This is a genomic window from Streptomyces sp. AC1-42W (assembly GCF_003248355.1).
Classification (GTDB): Bacteria; Actinomycetota; Actinomycetes; order Streptomycetales; family Streptomycetaceae; genus Streptomyces.
Window position 1 is genome coordinate 2398063 of sequence record NZ_QKWY01000001.1, and the last position, 19869, is coordinate 2417931.

Sequence of the window (19869 nt, forward strand, 5' to 3'; positions counted from 1 at the left end):
CCCGCCCCTGACCCCGCGCTCCGGGACGGGCGATCCCCGCCCCGGAGCGCGGCCGACCGCGCCCACCCCGTACTGTCACCGCCCGCAAGTAGGGTGGTGGGCATGGCAGACCCCTCCAGCTACCGCCCCAAGCCGGGACAGATCCCCGACTCCCCGGGGGTCTACAAATTCCGCGACGAACACCGCCGGGTGATCTACGTCGGGAAGGCCAAGAGCCTGCGCCAGCGCCTGGCCAACTACTTCCAGGACCTCTCCGGCCTCCACCCGCGCACCCGCACGATGGTGACCACGGCCGCCTCCGTGGAATGGACCGTCGTCGCCACCGAGGTCGAGGCGCTCCAGCTGGAGTACTCCTGGATCAAGGAGTACGACCCCCGGTTCAACGTCAAGTACCGGGACGACAAGAGCTACCCCTACCTGGCGGTCACGCTGAACGAGGAGTTCCCCCGCGTCCAGGTGATGCGCGGCGCCAAGAAGAAGGGCGTGCGCTACTTCGGCCCCTACGGGCACGCCTGGGCGATCCGCGAGACGGTCGACCTGATGCTCCGCGTCTTCCCCGTCCGCACCTGCTCCGCCGGCGTCTTCAAGAACGCCGCCCGCACCGGCCGGCCCTGCCTCCTCGGCTACATCGGCAAGTGCGCGGCCCCCTGCGTCGGCCGCGTCACCCCCGAGGAGCACCGCGAACTGGCCGACGACTTCTGCGACTTCATGGCCGGCCGCACCGGCACCTACATCCGCCGCCTGGAGAAGGACATGATGGCGGCGGCCGAGGAGATGGAGTACGAACGGGCCGCCCGGCTCCGCGACGACGTCGAGGCGCTCAAGCGCGCCATGGAGAAGAGCGCCGTCGTCCTCGCCGACGCCACCGACGCCGACCTGATCGCGGTCGCCGAGGACGAGCTGGAGGCCGCCGTCCAGATCTTCCACGTCCGGGGCGGCCGGGTGCGCGGCCAGCGCGGCTGGGTCACCGACAAGGTGGAGAACGTGGACACCTCCGGCCTCGTGGAACACGCCCTCCAGCAGCTGTACGGCGAGGAGAGCGGCGACGCCGTCCCCAAGGAGGTCCTGGTCCCGGCCCTTCCCGAGGACCCGGCGGCGGTCTCCCAGTGGCTCGCCGGCCGGCGCGGCTCCCAGGTCAGCCTGCGCGTCCCGCAGCGCGGCGACAAGAAGGACCTGATGGTCACCGTCCAGCGCAACGCCCAGCAGGCCCTCGGACTCCACAAGACCAAGCGCGCCTCCGACCTCACCACCCGCTCGCGGGCCCTGGAGGAGATCGCCGGGGCCCTGGACCTGGACACCGCCCCGCTGCGCATCGAGTGCTACGACATCTCCCACCTCCAGGGCGACGACGTCGTGGCCTCCATGGTCGTCTTCGAGGACGGCCTCGCCCGCAAGGGGGAGTACCGCCGCTTCCAGATCAAGGGCTTCGAGGGCCAGGACGACGTCCGCTCGATGCACGAGGTGATCAGCCGCCGCTTCCGCCGCTACCTCCAGGAGAAGGAGCGCACGGGGGAGTGGGAGGAGGCCGCCGCCGAGGGCCCGGCCCCCACCGGCCCCGTACCGGCCCCGGACGGCGCGGACGGGAGCGCCCCGGCCGCCGACGGGTCCCGCGAGGACGACGGACGCCCCAAGCGCTTCGCGTACCCGCCGCAGCTCCTCGTCGTGGACGGCGGGCAGCCGCAGGTCGCCGCGGCCAAGCGGGCCCTGGACGAGCTGGGCATCGACGACATCGCCGTCTGCGGCCTCGCCAAGCGCCTGGAGGAGGTCTGGCTGCCCGATGACGACGACCCGGTGGTCCTGCCCCGCTCCAGCGAGGGCCTCTACCTCCTCCAGCGCATCCGCGACGAGGCCCACCGCTTCGCCATCACCTACCAGCGCGCCAAGCGGGCCAAGCGCATCCGCTCCAGCCCGCTGGACGCCGTCCCCGGCCTGGGAGAGACCCGGAAACAGGCCCTCATCAAGCATTTCGGCTCCGTCAAGAAGCTGCGGCAGGCGACAATCGACGACATCTGCGAGGTCCCCGGCATAGGCCGCAGGACCGCGGAATCCGTGGCCGTCGCCCTGGCTGCGGCCGCCCCGGCCGCACCCGCCGTGAACACGGCCACAGGAGAGATCATGGAAGAGGACGACGGGGGCACGACGACATGACCGACCACGCACATGAACACGGGCACGACCGCACGAACCGAGCAGACGGAGCAGCACACGTGAGTACGGGCACCCAGACCGAGACGGGCGACACGGCCGCGGCCATCCCCGAGCTGGTGATCATCTCCGGCATGTCCGGAGCCGGGCGGAGCACCGCCGCCAAGTGTCTGGAGGACCTCGGCTGGTTCGTCGTCGACAACCTGCCGCCCGCGCTGATCCCCACCATGGTGGAGCTCGGCGCCCGCTCCCAGGGCAACGTGGCCCGGATCGCCGTCGTCGTCGACGTACGCGGCCGCCGCTTCTTCGACAACCTGCGCGAGTCCCTCGCCGACCTGGAGGCCAAGGGCGTCACCCGCCGGGTGGTCTTCCTGGAGTCCTCCGACGACGCCCTGGTCCGCCGCTTCGAGTCGGTCCGCCGCCCGCACCCCCTCCAGGGCGACGGCCGCATCGTGGACGGCATCGCCGCCGAGCGCGACCTGCTGCGCGAGCTGCGCGGCGACGCCGACCTGGTCATCGACACCTCCAGCCTCAACGTCCACGAACTGCGCGCCAAGATGGACGCCCAGTTCGCCGGCGACGAGGAGCCCGAGCTGCGCGCCACGGTGATGTCGTTCGGCTTCAAGTACGGTCTGCCCGTCGACGCCGACCTGGTGGTCGACTGCCGCTTCCTGCCCAACCCGCACTGGGTGCCGGAGCTGCGCCCCTTCACCGGGCTCAACGAGGAGGTCTCCTCGTACGTCTTCGACCAGCCGGGCGCCAAGGAGTTCCTCAACCAGTACACGGAGCTGCTCCAGCTCGTCGCCGCCGGCTACCGCCGCGAGGGCAAGCGCTATGTGACCATCGCCGTGGGCTGCACGGGCGGCAAGCACCGCTCGGTGGCCATGTCCGAGAAGCTGGCCGCCCGGCTCGCCACGGAGGGGATCGAGACCGTGCTCGTACACAGGGACATGGGGCGCGAGTGACCAGTCGCAACATGCGTCTGCGCCGGCTGCGCAGGGGAGTCCCCTCGCCGCTCGGCCGCAAGCGGGGCGCCCAGCCCAAGGTCGTCGCCCTCGGCGGCGGCATGGGCCTGTCCGCCTCGCTCACCGCGCTGCGGCGGATCACCGGCGACCTGACCGCCGTGGTCACCGTCGCCGACGACGGCGGCTCCAGCGGCCGGCTCCGCGAGGAGCTGGGCGTGCTGCCGCCCGGCGACCTGCGCAAGGCGCTCGCCGCCCTGTGCGGCGACGACGAATGGGGCCAGACCTGGGCCCGGGTCATCCAGCACCGCTTCCAGTCCAAGGGCGACCTCCACGAGCACGCGGTCGGCAATCTGCTGATCGTCGCCCTGTGGGAGCAGCTCGGCGACCACGTCCAGGCCCTGGACCTCGTCGGCAAGCTCCTCGGCGCGCACGGCCGGGTGCTGCCCATGTCCGCCGTGCCGCTGGAGCTCCAGGCCCTTGTCAAGGGCCACGACCCGGACCGCCCGGACGACGTGGACACGGTGCGCGGCCAGGCCACCGTCGCCCTCACCCCGGGCGAGGTGCAGTCGGTGCACGTGGTCCCGGCCGACCCGCCGGCCGTCCCCGAGGCGGTCGCCGCCGTACGGGACGCGGACTGGGTGGTCCTCGGCCCCGGCTCCTGGTTCTCCTCGGTCATCCCGCACCTGCTCGTCCCCGAACTGCTGGACGCGTTGGTCGAGACCCAGGCCCGCAAGGTCCTCTCGCTGAATCTCGCACCGCAGCCCGGCGAAACAGATGGCTTCTCACCGCAGCGTCATTTGGAGGTTTTGGGACGACACGCCCCTAAACTCGCCCTGGACGTGGTGCTGGCCGACCAGGCCGCCGTGCCCGACCGCGAGTCCCTCGCCGACGCAGCCAAGCGGCTCGGCGCGGCGGTCGAGCTGGCGCCCGTGGCCTCACCCGACGGCGTTCCGATCCATGATCCGGAGCTGTTGGCCGCCGCGTACGACCGTATTTTTCGGATGCATGGAAGGATCGGCCCATGGCGATGACGCCCGCGGTGAAGGACGAAATCTCTCGGCTTCCCGTGACCCGGACCTGCTGCAGGAAGGCTGAGGTCTCGGCGATTCTTCGGTTCGCCGGTGGCCTTCACCTGGTGAGCGGCCGGATCGTGATCGAGGCGGAGCTGGACACCGCGATGGCGGCCCGCCGGCTCAAGCGGGACATCCTGGAGATCTTCGGGCACAGCTCGGAGCTGATCGTGATGGCCCCCGGCGGGCTGCGGCGCGGCTCGCGCTACGTCGTACGGGTGGTGGCGGGCGGCGACCAGCTGGCGCGCCAGACGGGCCTGGTCGACGGCCGGGGCCGGCCCATCCGCGGCCTCCCCCCGCAGGTGGTCTCGGGGGCCACCTGCGACGCCGAGGCCGCCTGGCGCGGCGCCTTCCTGGCGCACGGCTCGCTCACCGAGCCCGGCCGCTCCTCCTCCCTGGAGGTGACCTGCCCCGGACCGGAGGCCGCGCTCGCCCTGGTTGGCGCCGCCCGCCGGCTCTCCATCGCCGCCAAGGCGCGCGAGGTGCGCGGGGTGGACCGGGTCGTCGTCCGCGACGGGGACGCGATCGGCGCCCTGCTCACCCGGCTCGGCGCCCATGAGTCGGTGCTGGCCTGGGAGGAGCGCCGGATGCGCCGCGAGGTCCGGGCCACGGCCAACCGCCTCGCCAACTTCGACGACGCCAACCTGCGCCGCTCCGCCCGCGCCGCCGTCGCCGCGGGCGCCCGGGTGGGCCGGGCGCTGGAGATCCTGGGCGAGGAGGTCCCGGAGCACCTGGCGGCGGCCGGCCGGCTGCGCATGGAGCACAAGCAGGCGTCGCTGGAGGAGCTGGGCGCCCTCGCCGACCCGCCGCTGACCAAGGACGCCGTCGCGGGCCGCATCCGCCGGCTCCTGGCGATGGCCGACAAGCGGGCCCAGGACCTCGGCATCCCCGGCACGGAATCCACTCTCAGCGAAGAGCTGGCGGACGGCCTGGTCGGCTGAGCCGAGCCGCGGATTCGCCCCCCGCGAGGGGAACGGCCCGCCGGCCCGCGGGCGTTGACGCTGCGTAATCGCCGCAGGAAGCGGCGGAGGGCGGCCGGAGGCCCGTACTCCTACCGGGGAGTACGGGCTTTCCGCGTTCTTACGGCCCCGCTCGATGTCACCCCGGCGGCTCCGGAGAGGTAGGGTCGTAGGCGGTCGGGGACATCCCATACAACTCGCCGGCGTCGAAAACCGGCGTACCTAACGAGGAGATCGGTTCGTGACGATCCGCGTAGGCATCAACGGCTTTGGCCGCATCGGTCGCAACTACTTCCGCGCGCTGCTCGAGCAGGGTGCGGACATCGAGATCGTGGCTGTCAACGACCTGGGTGACACCGCGACCACGGCCCACCTGCTGAAGTACGACACCATCCTGGGTCGTCTGAAGGCAGAGGTCAGCCACACCGCCGACACCATCACCGTCGACGGCCACACCATCAAGGTGCTCTCCGAGCGCAACCCGGCCGACATCCCCTGGGGTGACCTGGGCGTCGACATCGTCATCGAGTCGACCGGCATCTTCACGAAGAAGGCCGACGCCGAGAAGCACATCGCCGGTGGCGCGAAGAAGGTCCTCATCTCGGCCCCGGCCAAGGACGAGGACATCACCATCGTGATGGGCGTCAACCAGGACAAGTACGACGCGGCCAACCACCACGTCATCTCCAACGCGTCCTGCACGACCAACTGCGTCGCCCCGATGGCCAAGGTCCTCGACGAGAACTTCGGCATCGTCAAGGGCCTCATGACGACGGTCCACGCGTACACCAACGACCAGCGCATCCTGGACTTCCCGCACTCGGACCTGCGCCGCGCCCGCGCCGCCGCCGAGAACATCATCCCGACCACGACCGGTGCCGCCAAGGCCACCGCCCTGGTCCTGCCCCAGCTCAAGGGCAAGCTCGACGGCATCGCGATGCGCGTCCCGGTCCCGACCGGCTCGGCCACCGACCTGGTCGTGACCCTGGAGCGCGAGGTCACCAAGGACGAGGTCAACGCCGCGTTCAAGAAGGCCGCCGACGACGGCGCCCTCAAGGGCATCCTGTACTACACCGAGGACCCGATCGTGTCCTCGGACATCGTCAGCGACCCGGCGTCCTGCACCTTCGACTCCTCCCTGACCATGGTCCAGGAGGGGAACACGGTGAAGATCCTCGGCTGGTACGACAACGAGTGGGGCTACTCCAACCGTCTCGTCGACCTCACCGTCTTCGTCGGCGGCCAGCTCTGAGCACCGCCGCACCGGCAGGCATCTCGATGTGAGCACGGGGCTCGAACAGCGCGACGCTGCGCTGTTCGAGCCCCCTCGCATGCTCCCTCGCCCTCCAAGGAGTCCAGACAGATGAAGACGATCGACGAACTTCTCGCCGAAGGGGTCGCCGGCAAGCGGGTATTCGTCCGCGCCGACCTCAACGTGCCGCTCAGCGGCACCACCATCACCGACGACGGCCGCATCCGCGCCGTCGCCCCGACCGTCCGCAAGCTGGCCGCGGCCGGCGCGCGGGTCGTCGTCGCCTCGCACCTGGGCCGCCCCAAGGGCGCCCCGGACCCGGCGTTCTCGCTGGCCCCCGCCGCCACCCGGCTCGGTGAACTCCTCGGCACCGACGTCGCGTTCGCGACCGACACGGTCGGCGATTCCGCCCGCGCCACCGTCGCCGCGCTCACCGACGGCCGGGTCGCCGTCATCGAGAACCTCCGCTTCAACCCCGGCGAGACCTCCAAGGACGACGCCGAGCGCGGCGCGTTCGCCGACCAGCTGGCCGAGCTGGCCGACCTCTACGTGGGCGACGGCTTCGGCGCCGTCCACCGCAAGCACGCCTCGGTGTTCGACCTCCCGGCCCGCCTCCCGCACGCCGCGGGCGACCTGATCGCCACCGAGGTCGGCGTCCTCAAGAAGCTCACCGACGACGTCCAGCGCCCCTACGCGGTGGTCCTCGGCGGCGCCAAGGTCTCCGACAAGCTCGGCGTCATCGACCACCTGCTGGAGCGCGCCGACCGCATCCTGATCGGCGGCGGCATGGCGTACACCTTCCTCAAGGCCCAGGGCCACGAGGTCGGCAGCTCGCTGCTCCAGGAGGACCAGATCCCGGCGGTCCAGGAGTACCTGCGGCGCGCGAAGGAGAAGGGCGTGGAGTTCGTGCTCCCCGTCGACGTCGTCGTCGCGCCCGCCTTCCCGGACCTCAAGACCAAGGCCCCGGCGCACCCGGACACCGTCCCCGCCGACGCCATGCCGGCCGGGCAGATGGGCCTGGACAACGGCCCGGAGACCAACAAGCTCTACGCATCGAAGCTCGCCGACGCGGCCACCGTCTTCTGGAACGGCCCGATGGGCGTCTTCGAGCACCCCGACTTCGCCGAGGGAACCCGGGCCGTCGCCCAGGCCCTCGTCGACTCCTCGGGCTTCAGCGTGGTCGGCGGTGGCGACTCCGCCGCCGCGGTCCGCATCCTGGGCTTCGACGAGAACGCGTTCGGACACATCTCGACCGGTGGCGGTGCCAGCCTCGAATACCTCGAGGGCAAGACGCTTCCCGGCCTCGCCGCTCTGGAGGACTGACCTTTCATGACCACTCGCACCCCGCTGATGGCGGGCAACTGGAAGATGAACCTCAACCACCTCGAGGCCATCGCCCACGTCCAGAAGCTCGCCTTCGCCCTGGCCGACAAGGACTACGACGCCGTCGAGGTCGCCGTCCTGCCGCCCTTCACCGACCTGCGCTCCGTGCAGACGCTGGTCGACGGCGACAAGCTGAAGATCAAGTACGGCGCCCAGGACATCTCGGCGCACGACTCCGGCGCGTACACCGGTGAGATCTCCGGCCCGATGCTCGCCAAGCTGAAGTGCACCTTCGTCGCCATCGGCCACAGCGAGCGCCGCCAGTACCACGGCGAGACCGACGAGATCTGCAACGCCAAGGTGAAGGCCGCCTACAAGCACGGCCTGACCCCGATCCTGTGCGTCGGCGAGGGCCTGGACGTCCGCAAGGCCGGCGACCAGGTCGCGCACACCCTCGCGCAGCTCGACGGCGCCCTCAAGGACGTCCCGGCCGAGCAGGCCGCGTCCATCGTGGTCGCCTACGAGCCCGTCTGGGCCATCGGCACCGGCGAGGTCGCCACCCCCGAGGACGCCCAGGAGGTCTGCGGTGCCATCCGCGCCCGCCTGGCCGAGCTGTACTCGCAGGAGCTGGCCGACGCGGTCCGCATCCAGTACGGCGGCTCGGTGAAGTCCGGCAACGTGGCCGCGATCATGGCCCAGCCCGACGTCGACGGCGCCCTGATCGGCGGCGCGGCGCTGGACGCCGACGAGTTCGTCAAGATCGTCCGCTTCCGCGACCAGTGAGTATGCGGTAGCGCCGATCCGTCGTACCCTTGCGGGGGCCGAGGAGGGCGACCTTCCGGCCCCCGTGGTTCGCCTAAGCAGTCAGATTTCCGGAAAGTAGGGACCAGCCGTGGTTTTGGGGTTCGAGATCGCCCTGATCGTCTTCAGCCTCCTGCTGATGCTGCTGGTGCTGATGCACAAGGGCAAGGGAGGCGGCCTCTCCGACATGTTCGGTGGCGGCATGCAGTCCTCCGTCGGCGGTTCCTCGGTCGCCGAGCGCAACCTCGACCGCATCACGGTCGTGGTCGGCCTTGGCTGGTTCGTGTGCATCGTGGTGCTCGGTCTGCTCATCAAGCTGGACTGACCCGGCGTACGCGATTCCCGGTGAGGGTGTAACTCCTTTCACTGGACGCGCGTTGGGCCTTACGTAGACTGGGGCATCCTCGAGCACCATCACGCAGGGAGTTACGACCGTGGCAAGTGGCAACGCGATCCGGGGAAGCCGGGTCGGAGCGGGGCCGATGGGGGAGGCCGAGCGCGGCGAGTCCGCGCCACGGCTCCGCATCTCCTTCTGGTGCTCGAACGGGCACGAGACGCAGCCCAGCTTCGCCCACGACGCGCAGGTGCCGGACACCTGGGACTGCCCGCGCTGCGGATTCCCGGCCGGCCAGGACCCGGAGAGCCCGCCGGACCCGCCGCGCACCGAACCGTACAAGACGCACCTCGCGTACGTACGTGAGCGGCGCAGCGACGCGGACGGCGAAGCCATCCTCGCCGAGGCCCTCGCGAAGCTCCGCGGCGAGATCTAGTGCCCCTCCCGGCAAGCTTTGCCCCGTCGCGCCGCCCAGCACGCACGCTCGCCGCGTTGGCCAAAAGCCCTGGTAGCTCCGCTACAAGGACTTCCGGCCGCCTTGCGATCGCACGCACTGGACAACGCTCCTCACGGGGCAAACATTGCCGGTCACGGCACTAGCCACCTCCACCGGCCGGACACCTTCCTGGTGCCCGGCCGGAGCGCTTGTGCCGTGGCGCAGCGCTCCGTTGCCACGTCCGGCCGCCTGATCAATTAGGTTGGAGGGGCAGCGGGGAACTGCGGTTACGAGAGAAGTGGGCTGATGTCCGGGATGAACGCAACTAGCCGTACCAGGCTCAACCAGACGCCGGAATGGGCGGCGCTGGGCAAGCACCGTGAGCAGCTCGGATCGATCCATCTGCGCGAACTGTTCGCGGACGACCCGGAGCGCGGCACCGGGTACACCCTGCGGGTCGGCGATCTGCGCCTCGACTACTCCAAGCACCTGGTCACCGACGAGACGCTGGCGCTGCTGCGCGAGCTGGCCGCCGCCACCGACGTCGCCGGGCTGCGCGACGCCATGTTCCGCGGCGAGAAGATCAACACCACCGAGGACCGTGCCGTCCTGCACACCGCGCTCCGCGCCCCGCGCGACGCCGTGATCGAGGTCGACGGCGAGAACGTGGTGCCCGCGGTGCACGCGGTGCTCGACAGGATGGCGGCCTTCTCGGACCGGATCAGGTCGGGGGAGTGGACCGGCCACACCGGCAGGCCGATCAAGAACGTCGTCAACATCGGCATCGGCGGCTCCGACCTGGGCCCCGCCATGGCGTACGAGGTGCTGCGCTCCTTCACGGACCGCTCGCTGACCTTCCGCTTCGTCTCCAACGTGGACGGCGCGGACCTGCACGAGGCCGTGCGCGACCTGGACCCGGCCGAGACGCTGTTCGTCATCGCCTCGAAGACCTTCACCACGATCGAGACGATCACCAACGCCACCTCCGCCCGCGACTGGCTGCTGACGGAGCTGAGGGCCGGTCAGGAGGCCGTCGCCAAGCACTTCGTGGCGCTCTCCACCAACGCCGGGAAGGTCGCGGACTTCGGCATCGACACGGCCAACATGTTCGAGTTCTGGGACTGGGTCGGCGGCCGCTACTCGTACGACTCCGCCATCGGCCTCTCGCTGATGATCGCCATCGGCCCGGACCGGTTCCGCGAGATGCTCGACGGCTTCCACCTCGTCGACGAGCACTTCCGCACCGCCCCCGCCGAGGAGAACGCCCCGCTGCTGCTGGGCCTGCTGGGCGTCTGGTACGGCGCGTTCTTCGACGCCCAGTCGCACGCCGTGCTGCCCTACAGCCACTACCTGTCCAAGTTCACCGCGTACCTCCAGCAGCTGGACATGGAGTCCAACGGCAAGTCCGTGGACCGCGACGGCCACCCCGTCGACTGGCAGACCGGCCCGGTCGTCTGGGGCACCCCCGGCACCAACGGGCAGCACGCCTACTACCAGTTGATCCACCAGGGCACCAAGGTCATCCCGGCCGACTTCATCGGCTTCGCGCGGCCCGTCGAGGACCTGCTGCCCGGCCTGGTCGCCCAGCACGACCTGCTGATGGCCAACTTCTTCGCGCAGACGCAGGCCCTGGCCTTCGGCAAGACGCCCGAAGAGGTCCGCGCGGAGGGCGTCCCGGACGAGTTGGTGGCGCACAAGACGTTCCGGGGCAACCACCCGACGACGACGATCCTCGCCGACCGGCTCACGCCGTCCGTGCTGGGCCAGCTCATCGCGCTGTACGAGCACAAGGTCTTCGTCCAGGGCGCGATCTGGAACATCGACTCCTTCGACCAGTGGGGCGTCGAGCTGGGCAAGGTCCTGGCCAAGAAGATCGAGCCCGTGCTGACCGGCGGCGAGGGCGGCGAGAGGCTGGACAGCTCGACCGCCGCGCTGGTCTCCGCCTACCGCGAGCTGCGCGGGCGCTGAGCCCCGCCCGTAGGCACAGAGGCCCCGTACGCACAGAGGCCCGGTCCGCTCCGAGGAGGAGCGGGCCGGGCCTCTGCCGGAAGGCCGCCGGCGCCCTGTCAGGCGGACGCCGGCGGGTACAGGGAGCGCGGTAGCCGGGAGGCCGCCGCCGCGTCCAGCAGCCACAGCGTGCGCGCGCGGCCGTACGCACCGGCCGCCGGGGCCTGGATCTCCCCGGCCCCGGACAGCGCGATGGCCACCGCCTCCGCCTTGTCCTCGCCGGCCGCCAGCAGCCACACCTCACGCGCCGACCGGATGGCGGGCAGCGTCAGCGAGACGCGCACCGGCGGCGGCTTGGGCGCGCCGTGCACCCCGACGACGGTGCGCTCGGTCTCCCGCACCGCGGGCAGCTCCGGGAAGAGCGAGGCGACGTGCGTGTCCGGGCCGACGCCCAGCATCAGCACGTCGAACTCCGGCACCGGGCCGTGGTCCTGCGGCGCGGCGGCCGCGGCCAGCTCCGCCGCGTACCCGGCGGCCGCGGCGTCGGCGTCCTGGCCGTACGGGCCGTCCGACGCCGGCATCACATGCACCCGCGAGGGGTCCAGCGGGACGGAGTCCAGCAGGGCCTCGCGCGCCTGGCTGACATTGCGCTCCGGATCGCCCTCCGGCAGGAACCGCTCGTCGCCCCACCACAGGTCAAGACGCGACCAGTCGACCGCGTCCCGGGCGGGCGCGGCGGCGAGCGCGGCCAGCAGGCCGTTGCCGTTGCGCCCGCCCGTGAGGACGATCGAGGCGGTGCCGCGCGCGGCCTGGGCGTCCACGATCTTCGTGATCAGCCGGGCCGCCGCGGCCTGCGCCATCAGCTCCTTGTCGCGGTGCACGACGAGCTGCGGGACTCCGCTCACTTCGCCGCCGCCTTCTTCGCCGGAGCCGTCTTCTTCGCGGCGGCCGGGGCCTCGGACGCGGCCTTGGCGGGGGCCTTCGCCGGGGCGCCCGACCCCGCCTGCTCCAGCCGGTCCACGCCGAACTTCACCGTCGACTCGTAGATGTTGTCCGGGTCCAGGCGGCGCAGCTCCTCCGCGAGCAGCTCCGCCGTCTCACGGCGCTTGAGCGCCACCGCGCGGTCCGGCTGGCCCACCATGCAGAGCGTGGCCAGCGAGCCGTCGGCCCGGTCCAGGACGATGTCGCCGTTCTTCGTCGCCATCCGGACGGCCGTCAGACCGGGGCCGCCCGACGTGGTGCGCTGCACCGGGACGCCCAGCCGGTCCGCGAGCCACATGGCCAGCAGCTCGCAGCTCGGGTTGTCCGACTCGCCCTCGACCGTGGCGGAGACGACCTGGGCCGGCTGCTGGTCGAGCGCGGCCGCCAGCATCGAGCGCCACGGCGTGATGCGCGTCCAGGCCAGGTCCGTGTCACCGGGCCGGTAGGACCGCGCGCGGACCTCCAGCTCCTCCAGCGGGTGTTCCGCCGAGTAGGTGTCGGTGATCCGGCGCTGGGCCAGCGCGCCGAGCGCGTCCTTCGCCGGGTCGGCCGGGGAGTCCTGCGGCCACCACACGACCACCGGGGCGTCCGGCAGCAGCAGCGGCAGGACGACGGACTGGGCGTGGTTGGCCAGCTCGCCGTGGAGCCGCAGCACCACCGTCTCGCCGGAGCCCGAGTCGGAACCGACCCGGATCTCGGCGTCCAGCCGGGCGTCGCGGCGGGTGCGCGGCGAACGGCTGAGCCGCTTGATGACGGCGATGATCCGCGAGGGGTGCTCCCGCGAGGAGTCGCTGGCCGCCTTCAGCGCGTCGTAGGCGTTCTCCTCGTCGGTGACGACGACGAGGGTGAGCACCATCCCGATCGCCGGGGCGCCGACCGCGCGCCGGGCCGAGATGAGCGCCTGGTTGATCTTGCTGGACGTGGTTTCCGTGAGATCGATCTTCATGGCCGGCGCCAGCTCCGTCCGTCGCGTGCGAGCATCTCGTCCGCCTCGGCCGGACCCCAGGTGCCGGCCGGGTACTGGGCGGGCTTGCCGTGCTTGTCCCAGTACTCCTCGATCGGGTCGAGGATGTTCCAGGAGAGCTCGACCTCCTGGTGGCGCGGGAACAGATTGGCGTCGCCGAGCAGCACGTCCAGGATGAGCCGCTCGTACGCCTCCGGGCTGGACTCCGTGAAGGACTCGCCGTAGGCGAAGTCCATCGTGACGTCCCGGACCTCCATCGAGGTGCCGGGCACCTTGGAGCCGAACCGCACGGTGACGCCCTCGTCCGGCTGCACCCGGATGACCAGGGCGTTGCCGCCCAGCTCCTCGGTGGCGCCGGACTCGAACGGCAGGTACGGGGCGCGCTTGAAGACGACCGCGATCTCGGTGACCCGGCGGCCCAGCCGCTTGCCGGTGCGCAGATAGAACGGGACGCCCGCCCAGCGGCGGTTGTTGATCGTCAGCTTGATCGCGGCGAAGGTGTCGGTCTTCGACTTGGGGTCGATCCCGTCCTCCTCCAGATAGCCGACGGCCTCCTCGCCGCCCTGCCAGGCGTGCGTGTACTGGCCGCGCACGGTGTGCTTGCCCAGGTCGTCGGGCAGCTCCACGGCCGTGAGCACCTTGAGCTTCTCGGCGACCAGGGCCTTGGGGTGGAAGGAGCCGGGCTCCTCCATCGCGGTGAGCGCCAGGAGCTGGAGGAGGTGGTTCTGGATGACGTCGCGGGCGGCGCCGATGCCGTCGTAGTAGCCGGCCCGGCCGCCGATGCCGATGTCCTCGGCCATCGTGATCTGCACGTGGTCGACGTAGCTGCGGTTCCAGATCGGCTCGAACATCGTGTTGGCGAAGCGCAGCGCCAGGATGTTCTGGACGGTCTCCTTGCCGAGGTAGTGGTCGATCCGGAAGACCTCGTTCGGCGGGAAGACGTCGTGCACGATCTGGTTGAGCTCCTGCGCGCTCTTCAGGTCGTGGCCGAACGGCTTCTCGATGACCGCGCGGCGCCAGCTGCCCTCCTTCTGGTCGGCCAGCCCGTGCTTCTTGAGCTGCTGGACGACCTTGGGGAAGAACTTGGGCGGCACGGACAGGTAGAAGGCGAAGTTGCCGCCCGTACCCTGCGCCTTGTCCAGCTCCTCGATCGTGGCGCGCAGGGTCTCGAAGGCGACGTCGTCGTCGAAGTTGCCCTGGACGAACCGCATGCCCTGGCTGAGCTGCTGCCAGACCTCCTCGCGGAAGGGGGTCCGGGCATGCTCCTTGACGGCGTCGTGCACGACCTGGGCGAAGTCCTCGTCCTCCCAGTCGCGGCGCGCGAAGCCGATGAGCGAGAAGCCCGGTGGCAGCAGGCCGCGGTTGGCCAGGTCGTAGACGGCGGGCATCAGCTTTTTACGGGACAAATCGCCCGTGACGCCAAAGATGACCAGGCCCGACGGCCCCGCGATGCGCGGGAGCCGTCGGTCCTGGGCGTCACGGAGCGGGTTGGCTCCGGGAACACCAGACAAAGTGGTCAGCCCTCCGAAGGGGCGAGGCGCTTGAGCTCCGCCTCGGTCGAGTTCAGCAGGTCGTTCCAGGCCGCCTCGAACTTCTCGACGCCCTCGTCCTCCAGGAGCTGGACGACGTCGTCGTAGTCGACGCCGAGCTTCTTGACGGCGTCGAGGTCGGCACGGGCCCGGTCGTACGAACCGGTGACGGTGTTGCCGGTGATCTCGCCGTGGTCGGCCACCGCGTCCAGAGTCGCCTCCGGCATGGTGTTGACCGTGTTCGGCGCGACGAGGTCCACGACGTACAGGGTGTCCTTGAGGGCCGGGTCCTTCACACCGGTCGAGGCCCACAGCGGGCGCTGCTTGTTGGCGTGCGCCTTGTCCAGCGCGGCCCAGCGCTCACCGGCGAACACCTCCTCGTACGCCTCGTAGGCCAGGCGCGCGTTGGCCAGGGCGGACTTGCCCTTCGCGGCCTTCGCCTCGTCGGAGCCGACGGCGTCCAGGCGCTTGTCGATCTCGGTGTCCACGCGGGACACGAAGAACGACGCCACCGAGTGGATCTTCGAGAGGTCCAGGCCCGCGGCCTTCGCCTTCTCCAGGCCCGCCAGGTAGGCGTCCATCACCGCGCGGTAGCGCTCCAGCGAGAAGATCAGCGTCACGTTGACGCTGATGCCCCGGCCGATCGTCTCGGTGATGGCCGGCAGACCCGCCTTGGTGGCCGGGATCTTGATGAGCGTGTTCGGCCGGTCCACCAGCCAGGCCAGCTGCTTGGCCTCGGCGACCGTGGCCGCCGTGTTGTGCGCCAGCCGCGGGTCGACCTCGATGGAGACCCGGCCGTCCTGGCCCTCCGTCGCGTCGAAGACCGGGCGCAGGATGTCGGCCGCGTCGCGGACGTCCGCGGTGGTGATCATGCGGATCGCCTCCTCCACGGTCACCCGGCGGGCGGCGAGGTCGGCGAGCTGCTGGTCGTAGCCGTCGCCCTGCGAGATGGCCTTCTGGAAGATCGACGGGTTCGTCGTGACACCCACGACGTGGCTCTGGTCGATCAGCTCCGCGAGGTTGCCCGACGTGATCCGCTTGCGCGAGAGGTCGTCGAGCCAGATCGCCACGCCCTCGTCGGAGAGGCGCTTGAGTGCGTCTGTCATGAGAGTTGCATCTCCTACTAGTCGTCTAAAGGCGTCAGCGCGTGGCGGCGGCGAGGGATTCCCGGGCGACCGCGGCGACGTTCTCACCGGTGAAGCCGAACTCGCGGAACAGGACCTTGGCGTCCGCCGAGGCGCCGAAGTGCTCCAGCGAGACGATCCGGCCGGCGTCCCCGACGTACCGGTACCAGGTCAGCCCGATGCCCGCCTCGACGGCCACGCGCGCGCGGACCGACGGCGGCAGCACGCTGTCCTTGTAACCCTGGTCCTGCTCTTCGAACCACTCGACACACGGCATCGACACCACACGGGTGGGAATACCGGCCGCCTGGAGCTCCTGGCGGGCCTCCACGGCGAGCTGGACCTCGGAGCCGGTACCGATCAGCACGATCTGCGGCTCGGCGCCCTGCCCGTCCGCCGTCTCGGCGTCGAACAGCACGTAGCCGCCCTTGGCCGCGTCCTCGTTCGCCTCGTACGTCGGCACGCCCTGGCGGGTGAGCGCCAGACCGTGCGGGGTGCCCTCGCCGAACACCTTGGTGTAGCGGCGCAGGATCTCGCGCCAGGCGATCGCGGTCTCGTTGGCGTCCGCCGGGCGCACGATGTTCAGGCCCGGGATGGCGCGCAGCGAGGCCAGGTGCTCCACCGGCTGGTGGGTCGGGCCGTCCTCGCCGAGGCCGATCGAGTCGTGCGTCCACACGTAGGTCACCGGCAGGTGCATCAGCGCGGACAGCCGCACGGCGTTGCGCATGTAGTCGGAGAACACCAGGAAGGTGCCGCCGTAGATCCGGGTGTTGCCGTGCAGCGCGATGCCGTTCATGGCGGCGGCCATGGCGTGCTCGCGGATGCCGAAGTGGATCGTGCGCCCGTACGGGTCGGCCTCCGGCAGCGGGTTGCCCGCCGGGAGGAACGACGACGTCTTGTCGATCGTGGTGTTGTTCGAGCCGGCCAGGTCGGCGGAGCCGCCCCACAGCTCGGGGACGATCCCGCCGAGCGCCTGGAGCACCTTGCCGGACGCGGCGCGGGTGGCGACCGCCTTGCCCGTCTCGAAGACCGGCAGGCTGTCCTCCCAGCCCTTGGGCAGCTCGCCCGCGCTGATCCGGTCGAACTCGGCGGCGCGCTCCGGGTCGGCGGCGCGCCAGGCGTCGAAGCCCTTCTGCCACTCCGCCTTGGCCTCGCGGCCCCGGTCCAGGGCACGCCGGGTGTGGGCGATGACCTCGTCGGAGACCTCGAAGGTCTTCTCCGGGTCGAAGCCGAGCACCTTCTTGGTCGCGGCGACCTCGTCGTCGCCGAGGGCCGAGCCGTGCGACGCCTCGGTGTTCTGGGCGTGCGGGGCGGGCCAGGCGATGATCGAGCGGGCCGCGATGAACGACGGGCGCTCCGTCTCCGCCTTGGCGGCCAGCAGCGCGTCGTACAGGCCCTGCGGGTCCAGGTCGCCGTTGGGCAGCTGGTCGACGCGCTGGACGTGCCAGCCGTACGACTCGTAGCGCTTGACGGTGTCCTCGGAGACCGCGGTCTCCGTGTCGCCCTCGATGGAGATGTGGTTGTCGTCCCACAGGAGGACCAGGTTGCCCAGCTTCTGGTGCCCGGCCAGCGAGGACGCCTCGGCCGAGATGCCCTCCTGGAGGCAGCCGTCACCGGCGACGACCCACACCATGTGGTCGAACGGGGAGGTGCCGGGGGCCGCCTCCGGGTCGAACAGGCCGCGCTCGTAGCGGGCGGCCATGGCCATGCCGACCGCGTTGGCGACGCCCTGGCCCAGCGGGCCGGTCGTGGTCTCCACACCGGTGGTGTGGCCGTACTCCGGGTGCCCCGGGGTCTTGGAGCCCCAGGTGCGGAACGACTTGAGGTCGTCCAGCTCCAGGCCGTAGCCGGCCAGGTAGAGCTGGATGTACAAGGTCAGGCTGCTGTGCCCGGCCGAGAGCACGAACCGGTCGCGGCCGGTCCACTGCGCGTCCGCGGGGTCGTGGCGCATCACCTTCTGGAAGATGGTGTACGCGGCGGGAGCCAGGCTCATGGCCGTACCCGGGTGCCCGTTTCCGACTTTCTGTACGGCGTCCGCCGCCAGGACGCGGACGGTGTCCACGGCACGCTGGTCCCATTCGGTCCACTGGAGGTCTGTGGTCGGCTTGGTGCTCACCCTGAGTCAGGGCTCCTCTCCAACTGTTGTGGGCCGGTGACTGTGACCGCACCGGATGTGGTCGAGCCTACCCCCGCCGGTACCCGCGTTTTCCGGCTCCTACCAGGGTGCGGGCACCCCGCGGAATCCGCCTCCCGTATGAGCGGAAGGGCTCACCGATGGGCTTCTCCGATGAGCGCGCCGAGCCACTTCCGGGCGCTCCGACGAGCGCTTTCGAGCTCGCTTGCGGGCACCCGGGGAACACTCCGTGCCACCCCTGCCACAGCTGTGCGTCACTCGTATGTACGAGCCGTTCCGGGGCCGGGTCGCGGCGGGGGTCCGCGCCACATCAACACGACCCCACCCCCGCGAAGGGCGGCCTGTCCCCAACGTCTACAGTGGTCGGGTTCGCGCAAGTCTTTACCGGGCCCTCACGGCCCGGAGCTTGCTGGGATTTCTCTGTCAGGGGTGTGCGTGACGGCCGTCGAGTCCCGACCCGCAGGGGTCGCCTTGACTCCGAGTCCGGGGGGCCAACGCCCGCTCGGAGCCCGTGTCAAGGCATTCGTGGCGCTGACCAAGCCTCGGATCATCGAGCTGTTGCTGATCACCACTGTGCCGGTGATGTTCCTCGCCGCCAAGGGTGTGCCCGATCTGTGGCTCGTGCTCGCCACCACCATCGGCGGCTACCTGTCCGCCGGCGGTGCCAACGCGCTGAACATGTACATCGACCGGGACATCGACGCGCTGATGGACCGTACGTCGCAGCGCCCGCTGGTCACCGGCATGGTGAGCCCGCGCGAGTGCCTGGCCTTCGGCATCACCCTCGCGGTGGTCTCGACGGTCTGGTTCGGGCTGCTGGTCAACTGGCTGTCGGCGGCCCTGTCGCTGGGCGCGCTGCTCTTCTACGTCGTGATCTACACGATGCTGCTGAAGCGCCGCACCGCGCAGAACATCGTCTGGGGCGGCATCGCGGGCTGCATGCCGGTCCTCATCGGCTGGTCGGCCGTGACCAACGAGATGTCCTGGGCCGCGGTCATCCTCTTCGCCGTCATCTTCTTCTGGACGCCGCCGCACTACTGGCCGCTCTCCATGAAGGTCAAGGAGGACTACGCGCGCGTCGGCGTCCCGATGCTGCCGGTCATCGCGTCCAACCGGGTGGTCGCGCGCCAGATCGTCGCGTACAGCTGGGTGATGGTCGCCGTCTCGCTGCTGCTCACCCCGCTGGGCTACACCGGCTGGTTCTACACCGCGGTGGCGCTGCTCAGCGGCGGCTTCTGGCTCTGGGAGGCGCACGCGCTGCACGGCAGGGCCAAGGCCGGGGTGACGGGCGCCAAGCTCAAGGAGATGCGGCTGTTCCACTGGTCGATCACCTATGTGTCGCTGCTGTTCGTCGCGGTCGCGGTGGACCCCTTCCTGCGGTAGAACCCCTCAGCTCCGTCCGACGGGCGGGGAGCGTGGCAGAGGCCACGCTCCCCGCCCGTCGCCAGTTGATCTACCCATCGGTAGCATCCTGTTCATGGCAGAAACGGCTGAGACGGCAGAGACCCAGCAGGTGGACGGCAGGCAGGCGGCGCGCGCGGAGCGCAGGGCGGCCCGGCTCGCCAAGCAGATCGGTGCCTTCGCGAAGGCCCACGGCGGCGCCGAGGGACAGATCGCCTACCTCGGCCAGAAGGGCGCCCGCATCGTCCTGGTGGGCGAGGACGGCGGCTGGGGCGATCTGGTCGCCCCCTCCTACGCGGTCGCCGAGAGCGCGGCGCGCAGGTCCGGGATCACGCTGCACGAGTCCTTCGACGGCGAGTTCGCGGCGAAGGTCCGCACCGGCCCGTACGAGTGGACCCGGATGGCCGGCATCCAGGTCGGCGGCCCGTCCGACAAGGGCTGAGCCCCGTACACGTACGAGGAGGGGGGACCGGGGCGCGCGCCCCGGTCCCCCCTCCTCGTACG

At 70.8% G+C, this 19869-nt stretch carries 17 protein-coding genes; 12 read left to right on the top strand and 5 right to left on the bottom strand.

What is annotated here, in order from left to right:
- Window positions 1–102: 102 nt before the first annotated feature.
- The 10 genes from uvrC to pgi all read left to right on the top strand — a co-directional run bounded on the left by uvrC (window position 103) and on the right by pgi (window position 11253).
- A complete protein-coding gene (gene uvrC, locus DNK56_RS10995; RefSeq protein WP_111333032.1) occupies window positions 103–2148 on the top strand; it encodes an excinuclease ABC subunit UvrC in 2046 nt (681 codons plus the stop codon).
- Window positions 2145–3110: an RNase adapter RapZ gene (rapZ, locus tag DNK56_RS11000; protein ID WP_111333035.1), complete on the top strand. Its 966-nt coding sequence runs from the start codon at window positions 2145–2147 to the stop codon at window positions 3108–3110. Before uvrC ends, rapZ begins: the two co-directional genes overlap by 4 nt.
- Window positions 3107–4141, top strand: coding sequence for a gluconeogenesis factor YvcK family protein (locus DNK56_RS11005; RefSeq protein WP_111333038.1), 1035 nt, complete (start codon window positions 3107–3109; stop codon window positions 4139–4141). The genes rapZ and DNK56_RS11005 overlap by 4 nt, the downstream gene beginning before the upstream one ends.
- A complete protein-coding gene (gene whiA / locus DNK56_RS11010) occupies window positions 4132–5121 on the top strand; it encodes a DNA-binding protein WhiA (protein WP_030919772.1) in 990 nt (329 codons plus the stop codon). The genes DNK56_RS11005 and whiA overlap by 10 nt, the downstream gene beginning before the upstream one ends.
- A 259-nt stretch (window positions 5122–5380) precedes the next feature.
- Complete coding sequence (gap, locus tag DNK56_RS11015) at window positions 5381–6391, top strand: type I glyceraldehyde-3-phosphate dehydrogenase (protein ID WP_111333041.1); 1011 nt, start codon at window positions 5381–5383, stop codon at window positions 6389–6391.
- Between the two features lie 111 nt (window positions 6392–6502).
- Window positions 6503–7714: a phosphoglycerate kinase gene (locus tag DNK56_RS11020; RefSeq protein ID WP_111333044.1), complete on the top strand. Its 1212-nt coding sequence runs from the start codon at window positions 6503–6505 to the stop codon at window positions 7712–7714.
- Window positions 7715–7720: 6 nt separating this feature from the next.
- Window positions 7721–8497 carry a triose-phosphate isomerase gene (tpiA, locus tag DNK56_RS11025; RefSeq protein ID WP_111333046.1) on the top strand — a complete coding sequence of 259 codons (777 nt, stop codon included), beginning with the start codon at window positions 7721–7723 and terminating at the stop codon, window positions 8495–8497.
- A gap of 109 nt (window positions 8498–8606) precedes the next feature.
- Complete coding sequence (gene secG, locus DNK56_RS11030; protein WP_199563792.1) at window positions 8607–8840, top strand: preprotein translocase subunit SecG; 234 nt, start codon at window positions 8607–8609, stop codon at window positions 8838–8840.
- 109 nt (window positions 8841–8949) lie between these two features.
- Window positions 8950–9285, top strand: coding sequence for an RNA polymerase-binding protein RbpA (locus DNK56_RS11035; RefSeq protein WP_073864697.1), 336 nt, complete (start codon window positions 8950–8952; stop codon window positions 9283–9285).
- A gap of 315 nt (window positions 9286–9600) precedes the next feature.
- A complete protein-coding gene (gene pgi / locus DNK56_RS11040; protein WP_111335681.1) occupies window positions 9601–11253 on the top strand; it encodes a glucose-6-phosphate isomerase in 1653 nt (550 codons plus the stop codon).
- Between the two features lie 98 nt (window positions 11254–11351).
- Here pgi and pgl read toward each other — a convergent pair whose 3' ends face one another.
- From pgl to tkt, 5 genes are read right to left on the bottom strand one after another with little or no spacing between them, the layout of a single operon-like run.
- Entirely contained in the window at window positions 11352–12137 is a 786-nt protein-coding gene (gene pgl / locus DNK56_RS11045; RefSeq protein ID WP_111333051.1) for a 6-phosphogluconolactonase, read from the bottom strand.
- Window positions 12134–13159: a glucose-6-phosphate dehydrogenase assembly protein OpcA gene (gene opcA / locus DNK56_RS11050; protein WP_111333054.1), complete on the bottom strand. Its 1026-nt coding sequence runs from the start codon at window positions 13157–13159 to the stop codon at window positions 12134–12136. The genes pgl and opcA overlap by 4 nt, the downstream gene beginning before the upstream one ends.
- Window positions 13156–14688, bottom strand: a complete 1533-nt coding sequence (zwf, locus tag DNK56_RS11055; RefSeq protein ID WP_111333056.1) for a glucose-6-phosphate dehydrogenase — start codon at window positions 14686–14688, stop codon at window positions 13156–13158. Before zwf ends, opcA begins: the two co-directional genes overlap by 4 nt.
- Before the next feature lie 5 nt (window positions 14689–14693).
- A complete protein-coding gene (tal, locus tag DNK56_RS11060; RefSeq protein ID WP_111333059.1) occupies window positions 14694–15812 on the bottom strand; it encodes a transaldolase in 1119 nt (372 codons plus the stop codon).
- A gap of 34 nt (window positions 15813–15846) precedes the next feature.
- The gene (gene tkt / locus DNK56_RS11065; protein WP_111333061.1) at window positions 15847–17946 is read right to left on the bottom strand and encodes a transketolase; all 2100 of its coding nucleotides are present in this window, start codon (window positions 17944–17946) and stop codon (window positions 15847–15849) included.
- Between the two features lie 447 nt (window positions 17947–18393).
- On the opposite strand from tkt, the gene DNK56_RS11070 reads away from it, so the two are divergent.
- Both DNK56_RS11070 and DNK56_RS11075 read left to right on the top strand, forming a co-directional pair.
- Complete coding sequence (locus DNK56_RS11070; protein ID WP_199563791.1) at window positions 18394–19347, top strand: heme o synthase; 954 nt, start codon at window positions 18394–18396, stop codon at window positions 19345–19347.
- A gap of 94 nt (window positions 19348–19441) precedes the next feature.
- Entirely contained in the window at window positions 19442–19807 is a 366-nt protein-coding gene (locus DNK56_RS11075; RefSeq protein ID WP_111333063.1) for a hypothetical protein, read from the top strand.
- The last annotated feature ends 62 nt before the right edge of the window (window positions 19808–19869 follow it).

Bases quoted from the DNA above. Each gene is read 5' to 3' on its own strand.
- opcA (WP_111333054.1), bottom strand. From the start codon at position 13,159: ATGAAGATCGATCTCACGGAAACCACGTCCAGCAAGATCAACCAGGCG.
- pgi (WP_111335681.1), top strand. From the start codon at position 9,601: ATGAACGCAACTAGCCGTACCAGGCTCAACCAGACGCCGGAATGGGCG.
- tpiA (WP_111333046.1), top strand. From the start codon at position 7,721: ATGACCACTCGCACCCCGCTGATGGCGGGCAACTGGAAGATGAACCTC.
- DNK56_RS11020 (WP_111333044.1), top strand. From the start codon at position 6,503: ATGAAGACGATCGACGAACTTCTCGCCGAAGGGGTCGCCGGCAAGCGG.
- rapZ (WP_111333035.1), top strand. From the start codon at position 2,145: ATGACCGACCACGCACATGAACACGGGCACGACCGCACGAACCGAGCA.
- tal (WP_111333059.1), bottom strand. From the start codon at position 15,812: ATGACAGACGCACTCAAGCGCCTCTCCGACGAGGGCGTGGCGATCTGG.
- DNK56_RS11075 (WP_111333063.1), top strand. From the start codon at position 19,442: ATGGCAGAAACGGCTGAGACGGCAGAGACCCAGCAGGTGGACGGCAGG.
- uvrC (WP_111333032.1), top strand. From the start codon at position 103: ATGGCAGACCCCTCCAGCTACCGCCCCAAGCCGGGACAGATCCCCGAC.
- whiA (WP_030919772.1), top strand. From the start codon at position 4,132: ATGGCGATGACGCCCGCGGTGAAGGACGAAATCTCTCGGCTTCCCGTG.